The organism is Patescibacteria group bacterium (assembly GCA_018896645.1).
GTDB lineage: Bacteria > Patescibacteriota > Patescibacteriia > UBA2591 > JABMQE01 > JAHIMF01.
This window is the reverse complement of sequence record JAHIMF010000042.1, coordinates 17182-28324: the sequence shown is the minus strand read 5'-3', so window position 1 is coordinate 28324 and position 11143 is coordinate 17182. Positions and strand designations below refer to the sequence as shown.

The following is an 11143-nucleotide window of genomic DNA, read 5'->3' as shown; positions in this document are numbered from 1 at the left end:
TCTGGCGATAATTTTTCTGAATTCATAGTTATTTTAATTTAAAATTTAATCCAAAAATTTTCAAAGTTTAAAGACAAAGAAAAAGAAAAAATAAAAGATTAAACCCCAAAATCTAAACCCTCACCCCGGCGCGAACGCCATGGCCAGAATAGGAATGCCCGGGAGCGTTCCTGGCCAAGATGGCCTGGCGAATGCCGCGGAACCAGTTGGCGCGCGGGACATAGCCGTCAGCGGTAAAATAAGCGCCTAATTGATAAGATGCCGAACCCTTGCCGGAATAGTCGTCTATGACTTGGTTGGTTTGTTCAAGATGTTTGATAGCGCAGATGATTTGCTCTTCCGGCGTCATTCCGGTTTCATTTTGATGGTTAGGGTCTGTTTGTAATATTTCCAGATATTGATTTGGAGTTAGTCCGGCTTCTAATTGTTTTCGGCCTTTGATTTCTTTGCCTTTGCCTTGTCTTGGTATATTGGGCAGGTCTTCCAGAAGCAGAATGTTAAAACCCTGGTTGGTTTGCTTGAGTATTTGTTCTTTGATTTTTCCTTGGTGGTTTTCGGAGAATTCTTGGGGAAAATAGACCAAGTCCTCGTTTGTGTCCGCGTTTTGGTATTTGTCCCAGGTCCAGACCGGTTGGTTCTCGTTAAGTTCCAAGGGTTCATCTGGGTCTTGAGTATTTTCCTTGGTGGCGAAGAGTTTGCCTTCTTTATAGTGCTTTAGTATAACTTGCTTGTATTTTTCTATCAAGTCATCAAGCTTCAGGCCAAAAGGAACAATAAGCAGTTGGTTAAAACCCTGTTCTGTTTTGGTTTTGAGGGTTTCCTTGTTTTCTCTTATTCTTTTAGTTATCTCTTGATAGCTTGGAAAAGCGTATTCTTGATTGTCTATGGCTTTGATGCCCAGTTTTCCGGTTGAGAGCTTTTCCAAAATGCCGACTTTTTCAAACATTTCTTTTTGGGACTCATATTGCTCTTGTAATTCTTTCTGGGGCAAAGCTTCAAAAGGCCAAAGTTTTTCTCGAAGAGCGTCTCTTTTTTGCTCCAGCTCCGCTTGGAGTTCTTTGGCTTTTTGAAGCGCGGCTTGAGCTTCTTTGGGGGTTTCGGCTTTGGTTTTGGCTTTTTCCAATTCTAAATCAAACTCTTGCTTGCGTTCGGCAAGGGCTTGGTATTCTTGATGGAGTTGGTCGTGTTCAGAAAACATATGACTTTCTTGAGTTTAAATTTTATTCAAACTAAATTCAATCAATTTCTTTTTAATGACTTCATCGCTTATTTCAAGGTCGGGCAAAAAAGACACCTTCTCCGAATAATCAATATCTTTAAAATAAGCTAATTGAGTGCGGAATAATTTTTCGTTGAATTCTTGCCTAAATATTTTTTTAGATTTTTTGATAATTTGGTCAAGGCCGCGATATTTTTTGGCGATAAAATAAAGATCAACATAGTCCTTCCATTTGGCCCGACGGCCAAGAGCGTAGGCCTTCATTGCCCCTAAGGTTAAAAGATCGGGCAGTTTTATGACATCGGAAAAATTTTTAGAAAAGTTGATTTTAAACGGGTAATGGAAAAAAGTGAATCTGACTTTGTTAATAATCAAAGTATACTCGCCGGTTTCGTTTCTTATAACTTGATCTATTTTTTCAAACTTAGAAATCTTTCTTCTAATTTTAAAATTATCAAATTCTTTAAGCGTAAAAAGATCAAAATCAATAGAATGTCGGTGGCCAAGGCGCAAAGCGATGGCTGTGCCGCCAACTAGACCAAAATCTTTTGAAAATGATTTTACTAACGGCAGAAGTTCTACCTGCTCTTTTGTTAAAATTTCTTTATGCATATTTGTTGAAATAAAGTTTGAAATAATTTTTTATTTCCGGACGATAATTACATCTTTTTTGACTTGATTTTTTTCTGAAGATGGCCGCAGTTTTTTTAAGTCCTAAAATGGAGATCATTTTTTTAACATCGTCAAAATCGCCATAATTTAAAACCGCCTCAACAATCGCAGCTTCGGAGAGGTTTTTATAATCTTTGGTGGACCAAAATAAATATGGCCTTTTTTTGATGAAATTGGCGATGGTCATTATTTCACTTTATTTTTTACCGCATCTAAATAAATATCTACGGCTTTTTCTTCGGCAAGACACAGAAATTCATAATAATCATCTAAATCGCCGGTTAATTGACCTTTTTCAATCGCAGAAATATATTTTCTTCGGTCTTCTTTTTTGATAAAAATCGGAATATAACCGTTTATTAATAAAACTAAATTCATCAATAACCGAGCGGCGCGGCCATTGCCATCAGTAAAAGGATGGATTGAAACCAACTTGAAATGCGCGTCCAGGGCAATTTTAACCGGGTGTTCTTTGGCCTGATTTAGCCAAGCCGCAAATTCGCCCATCAATTCCGGCACTTTCATGGAGTTTGGCAAAATTACTTCAGAACCGGCGATGCGCACCGCGATATTGCGATACTTTCCGGCGTTACGGTCGTCTATTTTTTGTAGAACTATTCGATGAATGTCTAAGATATCGTTTTCAGCAATCTTTTTTTTATTGACTATAGTTTTAATAAAATCATACGCCTCCGCTGTATTTTTGGCTTCTATATGCTCCCTTAAAGTTTTGCCCTCAACAGTTATGTCTTTTTCCACGATTTGAGCGGTTTCTTGCCGGCTTAAAGTATTGCCTTCAATGGCATTGCTGGTGTAGGTTAATTCAATCCGAAACCAATCGTCCAAATTCTTTTCCAGCTCCGGCGGCAAGGGACGATATTTGTCTAACTCTTGCTTTTTGACGGTTAATTTTTTGAAATTGATCATAAAATTAAAATTGATTTAAAAATCTCAAATCGCCGCCCAAAAGCAACCTGATATCATTAATCTTATATTTCATCATAACTAAGCGGGTGATGCCGAAGCCGAAGGCAAAGCCGGTGTATTTTTTGGAATCAATATTGCCGTTTTTTAGAACAACCGGATGAACCATGCCAGCGCCCATAAATTCCACCCAGCCGGAATTTTTGCAAACACGGCAACCTTTGCCACCGCATATTTCGCAGTTTAAATCCACTTCAAAGCCGGGCTCTACAAAAGGAAAATAACCGGGACGGAGGCGAGTTTTAACCTCGCGATTGAATATTTGGCTTAAGAAAGTTTCAACTACCGCTTTAAAATTCGCAATTGAAATATTTTCATCAATCATCAGTCCCTCAACTTGATCGAAGGTTGTGTCATGGCTGGCGTCTGTCGCCTCACAGCGGAAAACACGGCCAGGAAAAATTGCGCGAAGTGGAGCGCCATATTTTTGCATCGCCCGGACTTGAAGGTTTGAAGTGTGCGTTCTTAAAACTAATTTTTGTTTTGAGCTCAAATTTCTATTTTCCGATTTCGAATTTATATAAAAAGTATCCTGCATGTCGCGGGCTGGATGATCTTTTGGAATATTTAAAGCTTCAAAATTATAAAATTCGCTTTCCAGCTCTGGACCATCCAAAACCATAAAACCCATAGAGCTAAAAATATCTTCCAGCTCATATTGCACCTGGGATAAAGGATGAAGATGCCCAAGTTTTTTTTCTGAAGGTAAAGTAACATCAAGCCAGTCGCCTTTTATTACCTCACCAGCGATCTCTTGTAAACTGACTTTTGTTTCTTCCAGGGACTCCGTTAATTCCTGCTTAACTTTATTGGCAAATTTTCCCAAAGTTTTTCGTTCATCCGCGGTCATATCCTTTAAAGAGCGCAAAACTTTGGTGACCTCGCCCTTACGGCCCAGATACCTTTTTTCTAATTTCAAAAGCGAATCATGGGTCTCGGAAGACCTGATTTCTTTAAGGGCTTTGTTTTTGAGTTGTTCTAGAGAATTTTTCATGGCATTTTAATGTCATCCCGAGCGAAGCCGAGGGATCCCGCAGTAAATCCTGTAGACACGGCCACTCGAGAAAAACGTCCACAGATAATCGGCGGGATCTCTCCGCTCGCTCGTCATTTCATTCCTCACTCGGTCGAGATGACACTTTCCTGTGTGAAATAAAAAAGAATTCTAATAGAGCTAAAAATAACACAAACAGCACAATGTTCCACCATTCCAACACCTTTAAACCTTGCAGAAATAATAAGAAAACTACTAACCCAGAAAACCAAATGGCTTGTCGGAATGAAGCGTGCACTCGCTGGAATACCGGCGCATTGCTAAAACGGCTCCGGAAAACAAGACCAACCAATGATAATAAACCAGTTAAAGAAAAAAGCAGGCTAATGTAAAAAAGGGCGAAGCCAACAAATCCTGCCTCCTGGGGGTCAATATAATTTAACACCATGCCAAAGGCCACCCAACAAATAACAGTAGCCAGAAACATTAAAGATAAATAATTTTTGATGGACATCTTTAATTCTTTAGAAACTAAGAAACTAGAAACAAGAAATTAAGGAGTTTAAGCATCAATGTCTTTCCCTTAATTTCTTGTTTCCTGGTTTCTCTATTTCTGGTTTCTTTTTTAAAGTTTGTATTGACTGATTATATGTTCAAAAAAATTTTGAAGTACTTTTTTGGTTGCCCTTTTTTGTAAAAATTTGATTTCGACATCTTTAACATCTTCGAGATAAACCAGTTGCTCTAAAAATAACCTTGGGTCAAAATTTTCTTTATATTTTTTTTGAGCAAGCTTAATAATTCTCGACAAAGTGCAGAAATTCTCATTTAGGATAAAATATAAATCAACATAATCTTTATAGGTAGCTCGTTGTCCCAGGGTGTAAGATTTTGTGACCGCGATTTCCGGAACCTGAAGCATTTTAACGCCTTGATATTCTTTGAGTTTAGAAATCAACGGAAAGGGATAACGAACAAAAGTGAGATTAATTCCTTCAAGATCAACGGTTAATTGCTCGGAGTGATTTAAAATATCGGTCACTTTAATATCATAGAAAACGTTTTTAATTTTAGACAACAATTTTTTAGGAATGTCAGTTTTGGAAAAAAAATCAAAATCTACAGAAATCCGATGGCCGATTTGTAAAGCCAAGGCTGTTCCGCCGGCTAAATAATAATCAGGAAAATTGTTTAGCTTATCAAATATTCTTTTTTGCTTGGATGTAATCGCTTCGAGATGCATATTTCATTTTTTTAATTCCTAATAGTAAACGAATTAATTTTAGGGCTGGAAATCGAAATTCGCTGGCAGGAGTATTTTTAATCTCTTGTTTTAACTCCTTTTGCCCATAAGAATTAGAAAGCCATTGCCAATGTTTCCAGTTACCATAATTAACAGTATTTATAATAATTCTTCTTTTGTCTTTTTCAGAATCTAATTTATTAAAATCATAAGACCAAAATAATGGTTTGAATGATTTGTCTAATTTTTTGGTTTTTGTGGTCATATCTTTAATTTTATTTTAGCAAATTAAAAGAGGGCTGACAAGAGGAATCACTCCGCCCTTTCCTCGCAAATCTCCCGAAAATCGCAAAACTTGCACTGCCAGCCAGGCGCGGCTTTAAAATCTGACTTTCTGATGCCCTCAATTTGAGTAAGGATATCTTTTTTTAGTTTTTCTTTTTCTTTGTCTGCGCCCAAAAATGACACTGGTTGATTGCCTTCAAGATACCAATATGTAAGTTGCAAGGGCTTTTTACCCAGCACTTCTTCACAGGCGATTTGATAAATTAAAAGCTGTTCTTTGTCTTCGTTTATTAACTTCTCTTTAGGACTGCCAGTTTTGTAGTCAATCAACTCAACCCCATCCCCTGTTTTATCAAGTCGGTCAATCCGCCCCCGAACAGTATAGTCGCCAATCCGCAAATTAAAATTGGTTTCCAAACCATCCACCACCGGCGGATTTTTTTCTATCTTCGTGTAAAAATCCTTAAGAATCTTTTTGCCTTTTTCTTTATACTCTTGCTTTTGAGTTTTTGACTCGTACCAATCATCAATCCAGGCCTTTTCGTATAATTTTAATAGATCTGACAACGGCGGTAACTTTGTGTCGTTTTGCGCTATTGGCGGTGTGTCTCCGAACAAACTATTTTGACCGCTTTGATTCATATTTTGAGCGAAAAACTTTTGCAAAGTAGTGTGCATGGTCCGACCAAAAGAAAGCGGGGCTTTACCGTAGACTGGGATATGCAAAATAAAATTAAACTTGTATTGCCGAGGGCACTTTTTAAAAGCCGCGAGTTGGGAGTAGCTAAAATGGTTTGGCAAATGAAACTGTGTTGGTTCGAATTTTGTAGTATGGGGATTTGATTTTTGATCCTTATTGATAATTGATAATTGATAATTGACCACTCGGCCGCGGATTCGACTTGAGCTCACCGAAAGTTGAGCTCGTGGCCGAACGGTAATTGATTTTTTTTCCAACCCTAATTCAAACAGAAACCGCGACATTTTTTTTACTCTTGCTCCGCCATAATCGTCAGCGCTGGTAAAATATAACCCTTGTTTGGCGCGGGTCATAGCGACATAAAAAAGACGCCGTTCTTCTTCCAAGTGAATGTCGCCCTCGGGCAAAATCTCTTTAACAAGCTCATCAGGAATCTGGATTGGGTCGGCTCTTTGGATAGTTGGAAAACGTTTATCAACGAGATTAGCAATAAATACATATTTGAATTCCAGTCCCTTGGCGCCATGGATTGTCATAATTTTTACCATATCCGGACCAGCCTCAACATCAAAAGCTAATTTCCCCTGCTCCCCGGCCTCAATTTCTAAATTAATTTCAAGCATAAAATCCCGCAATTTAGGATCAAGACTGCCGGCTTCAAATTTTTGAATCCGCTTATAGAATTGATTAAGATAATTCAATTGCTCGTGCGCCCATTGGTCGTCTTTATCAACCAGATACTGCTCATAGCCCAAGTCTTTAATAACAGTCACATAAAGCTCGCCAATATTTTTTTCGCGGGCCAAATCAGAATGTTTTTCAATAAAACTCAATAGCCGGCTGGCTTTTTTAACACTCTCTTCGCTAATGCCAGGGATAGCCGCGATCTTTTGTAAACATTCGTAAAGCGACTCTGCGGTTTTGTAAGATTGATAAGTGAGTTTTGATTGGTCAGCTGGAGAAATTTTAAATATTGGCGAGTTTAACATCCGGTACAAAGCTGCGCTTTCATGATAATTATCCAAAAGTTTAAAATAAGCCAAAACATCCATAATCACGGGTTTAGTGTATAAACCCTTGGAGGCCAAAAATTGATAAGGAATTTGAGCTTGGGCCAAACCCCGGCAAAAAGCATCGGCGCTTGAATTGGCGCGGACGAGGATGGCGAAATCGGACCAGGTGGTTTTCTCGTCCTGTGGTAGGGGTTGATTGCAATCAACCCCTACAGATTTGTTTCTAAAATCAATAATTTTTTTTATTACAGTTTGAACTTCCTCTTCGGATGTTTGAGCATGGAGATGCTGGATTTCCCCCTGACAAGCAGTTTGGGATTGAAGTTTTTTGGAAATACCACGTCCTGGAGGGCGGGCAAACGTTTGCCCGCCTTCTGTTCGGGTCAAGCTCTCGACTGGGCTCGAGCTCTTCAAGGGACCCGAGCCACCCGAGAGAGCCACTTCCAACCGATTTGGGTTATTAAGCTGGATAAATTTATAACTGACATCCAAAATATTTTGACAGGAACGGTAATTTTTAGTGAGCACAACTTTTGAACTTTCAGGAAAATCTTTTTCAAATTGCAAGATGTTTGAAAGCGAGGCTCCTCGAAACTTATAAATTGAATTGTGCACTACCACGTTATCAGCAATAAAATTGTGTGTATCCGCTATTTCTAAATCATAAACTACAGTATTTTTAATCTTTGATTCCTCACGCTTCACAACTCTATCATAAACAATACTATTATTAGAGATAATCGGCAAATATTGACCCACAAAAACATTTTTTGCTGGAATTATTAATGCTTTTTGTGTTTGACGATTAATTTTACCTAATTTAAAACTTTGCTCTATTATCCCGCCAGTTATTTGTTTTAATTTAATAGCTTCTCTTCCTATATTTGAAAAATTTTTGCTACAAATCCTTAACCGATAGCCACCCTTTCGACCGCTGCTAAGATTATAGTTATTGGCTTTTAATTTGTTTATTAACCTACTATCAGAAGTCTCTAAAAACAATATGTGGGAAACTTGAGGATTATCTAAATAATTTTCCTTAGCATATTTGCTTCTATACTTTCTGTAACATAGTTCTAGATTAATTTTTAATCTTACTTTGTCACCGCGGTTCACCGTATCTAAACAATAATGATGGGCGGTTATATCAATATTTAGATCTTTAGCCAATTGATTGACGTTATTTTCAGTGTTGATCTCATAAAAAAGCCTAGCTATCCATTTGTTTTTAGCGACTATTCCTTTTCTGTCTTTAAAACAAATAGTGGGGATATTATATTTTAATGAATATAGTATTTCATAATATCTTGCCTCTTCTTCGCCATTACAGGATTTAATAGCAATTATTTTATCAGCTGAACGTTCTAGCCTTAATCTTGTTGATAAGTCGTTGGTAATACCTATTCGCCAACCTAAATCTTGCCGATTCATTAAATAAACATAATGATATTTATGATCATCAATAGCGGGTATTAAACAAAACATTTTATGGTTATCGGTTACTCTTATTTTATGGCCGCTTTTTGTAGTAAAGGTAATAAACTTAGACTTTTTTCTGTTCTTAATGACTTTGGAAACTCTTTTATAGCTTAGAAGACCCCGACCAATTGCAGATACTATTAGATCTCCAGTTTTAACATTTTTTATTTTTTTATTTCCATCTTTTGTTTTAATAATAGAATCCGGAGGTAAACATTGGTCATCATCGCCAACAACAGTGATATTTTTCTTTTCGCCGGCTAATAATTTTACCAGATCGTACTGAGCCCAATTAGTATCCTGGAATTCATCAACCAAAATATACTTAAATTGTTTTTGAAATTGGGTAAGCAAATTCTTGCGCGTGCGGAAAAGCTTGAGCGTGTAATTTATCAAATCTCCAAAATCAAGGTAATTGTTTTCGTGAAGCAATTGCTGATAGGTGTGATACGCGCCGGCGACCTCTTCAATTCGTACGATTTCACCAACATCGCTTGAGGCTTGAACTGCTTGAGGCTTGATTCTTGAGTCGTCAGTTTTGAAATTTGAGATTTGCAATTTTGAATTTGTTTCGGATTTCGGATTTCGGATTTCGGATTTTTTCACAGCCTTAACTCCCCCATCCTCTATCCTCGCGCCAGCATCTAACCTCAACTTTTCCGCATACTCCAAATATTCTTCAGGCCAAACCTCTTCATCTTTTAGGCGGCTAAAATGAGTAATCAAAGCTTGAATAAATTTTGTAGGATTGCCAAGAGGACGATAATAATCAAGCTTAAATTTTTCTAAATTCTGCCGAATCAAAAGCCATTGGTCTGTCTGGGTCAAAAGTTTAAAATCAGTAGAAAGCCCAATATCCAAACCATGAGCTTTTAAAATTCGCTCGCAAAAACTGTGAAAAGTGGAAATCCAAAGATCCACATAGCCGTACGGCAAGAGCTTGTCCACCCGCTCCTCCATTTCTTCACTGGCCTTGTCCGTAAAGGTGAGCGCCAAAATTTCATCTGCTTTGGCTTTTTTTTGTTCAATCAGCCAAGCGATACGACGAGTAATGACAGTGGTTTTTCCGGTTCCGGCTCCAGCCACTATTAATAACGGGCCTTTTTCGTGAATAACGGCCTTTTTTTGTTCTGGGTTGAGATTAGATAAAATGTTGTTCATATTAAATTATGATGTGGGAATTACAGTTAGTGATGATTCAATGTATTATGGTAACTTATTGTAACTTGTAGTAATTTATTGTAATTCATTGTCATCTTTACAAGTTGGGAATGGAGACCAATGGAGTTTTTTGTCTCAATTTCTTAGTTTCTTTATTTCTCTGTTTCTTTATGTTTTATTTATTTTAGCATTGATAAAGGAAAATTAAAAGAAAAAATCATGGATTATCTGTTTAGTCTTGGGGGTATTTCTTGCCGGTGGGACGGGTCTATTCGCTAAGACATTGGATGTCCAACTGGACATCCAATGTCTTTTGCTTAATGCTTTTTCTTATCTAACATTAGCCAAAAATACAAATTTTATCCTCAAAATATTCCCAAAACACTTGACAAAATTTTTGGGGTATGCTAATATAAAGCAATGATAAATACAGTTCTTTTAAATCTTTTTTTTAGTGATGCAATACTTGGTGGTTTATTTTAGTGATTTATTGGTTTATTATTTTATTGGCCAGAGATAAATCGTCAGATATCGCATTACTAAAAAAACATAAAAAATGAGGGAAAAAATAGGCCTGGTCTTTTGGATGGGTTTAAGGTGTGGATTAGGAAAATCCAGGACTATGGAGCGGCTCCTACGGTAACGAGGCGAAGTGATTGAAGTAAAAGCCGCTCCCCCTTTTCCTTTATCAAAACCGCCAGGGGTCCGGTAAGACCCCAATTTGATGACCCCCGTCTTGGTCTATAATAGAATAAGAAAGGAGGAAGCGGGTGGACAAACATCCGGTTGGCTTCACTTGATGAATTTTCTTGAAACGCTCAATTCTATATAGAAGGGAGGTGGTGCGATAGAAAAGCAGGGTTGGGCTTATCACCCAACAACACACGGGTAATACCACTCGAGATTTGGGGGAGGAGATAAGAACTAAGTAGGTGAGGACCGATGCCTTAGGCCTTAGAAAGCCGAAAAGTTCTGAAAAGACCCGCTTAAAAGATGGCCCAACGGCGGTCATCAATCGGAGGAGCGATGGATCGCTGCTCCAGAGGACACGAAGCGCGTCCTTCTCCTCTTCCTGAAAACCAGGGAGAGATCTATCAGCCAACGGCTGAGCCCGCTCACAGGATAGCCATGGAGGGCTCCCCTAAAAGAGGGTAGCCGAATTGCGCGGATAAGCTGGGGACAGTTGAGGCCCAGTAATCGACGCGGAGGCGCCTGCGAGCTCTCTCTCCTTGGGCAGACAAGGGGTTGGACTATGATGGGAAATGTTGACCCCACGCTCTATGAGTCGGAAACAAGCCCGGCCGGGGTATGTTCCCATCAGGTCCACCTCCTGTCTCTTGTTCTTTAATAGTAAACCGCCAAAAGTGAAGATGAGGGAAGAATCCCTCCTCTA

9 protein-coding genes are annotated in these 11143 nt (G+C 38.4%); all 9 read right to left on the bottom strand.

The window, feature by feature from the left end:
* Positions 1-112: 112 nt before the first annotated feature.
* The 9 genes from KKD20_03490 to KKD20_03450 all read right to left on the bottom strand — a co-directional run bounded on the left by KKD20_03490 (position 113) and on the right by KKD20_03450 (position 9750).
* On the bottom strand, positions 113-1198 hold the full coding sequence (locus KKD20_03490) for a hypothetical protein (GenBank protein ID MBU4332159.1): 1086 nt from the start codon (positions 1196-1198) through the stop codon (positions 113-115).
* 15 nt (positions 1199-1213) lie between these two features.
* Entirely contained in the window at positions 1214-1831 is a 618-nt protein-coding gene (locus tag KKD20_03485) for a nucleotidyl transferase AbiEii/AbiGii toxin family protein (GenBank protein ID MBU4332158.1), read from the bottom strand.
* The gene (locus KKD20_03480; protein ID MBU4332157.1) at positions 1824-2078 is read right to left on the bottom strand and encodes a hypothetical protein; all 255 of its coding nucleotides are present in this window, start codon (positions 2076-2078) and stop codon (positions 1824-1826) included. The genes KKD20_03485 and KKD20_03480 overlap by 8 nt, the downstream gene beginning before the upstream one ends.
* Positions 2078-2818 (bottom strand): Fic family protein, encoded by a 741-nt coding sequence (locus KKD20_03475; GenBank protein ID MBU4332156.1) that lies wholly within the window; start codon positions 2816-2818, stop codon positions 2078-2080. Before KKD20_03475 ends, KKD20_03480 begins: the two co-directional genes overlap by 1 nt.
* Before the next feature lie 4 nt (positions 2819-2822).
* Positions 2823-3869, bottom strand: a complete 1047-nt coding sequence (gene pheS, locus KKD20_03470; GenBank protein ID MBU4332155.1) for a phenylalanine--tRNA ligase subunit alpha — start codon at positions 3867-3869, stop codon at positions 2823-2825.
* Between the two features lie 118 nt (positions 3870-3987).
* Positions 3988-4383 carry a hypothetical protein gene (locus KKD20_03465; GenBank protein MBU4332154.1) on the bottom strand — a complete coding sequence of 132 codons (396 nt, stop codon included), beginning with the start codon at positions 4381-4383 and terminating at the stop codon, positions 3988-3990.
* Between the two features lie 111 nt (positions 4384-4494).
* Positions 4495-5112 carry a nucleotidyl transferase AbiEii/AbiGii toxin family protein gene (locus KKD20_03460; protein ID MBU4332153.1) on the bottom strand — a complete coding sequence of 206 codons (618 nt, stop codon included), beginning with the start codon at positions 5110-5112 and terminating at the stop codon, positions 4495-4497.
* Positions 5069-5377: a hypothetical protein gene (locus KKD20_03455; GenBank protein MBU4332152.1), complete on the bottom strand. Its 309-nt coding sequence runs from the start codon at positions 5375-5377 to the stop codon at positions 5069-5071. Before KKD20_03455 ends, KKD20_03460 begins: the two co-directional genes overlap by 44 nt.
* Positions 5378-5424: 47 nt before the next feature.
* Complete coding sequence (locus KKD20_03450) at positions 5425-9750, bottom strand: UvrD-helicase domain-containing protein (protein MBU4332151.1); 4326 nt, start codon at positions 9748-9750, stop codon at positions 5425-5427.
* Positions 9751-11143: the final 1393 nt, after the last annotated feature.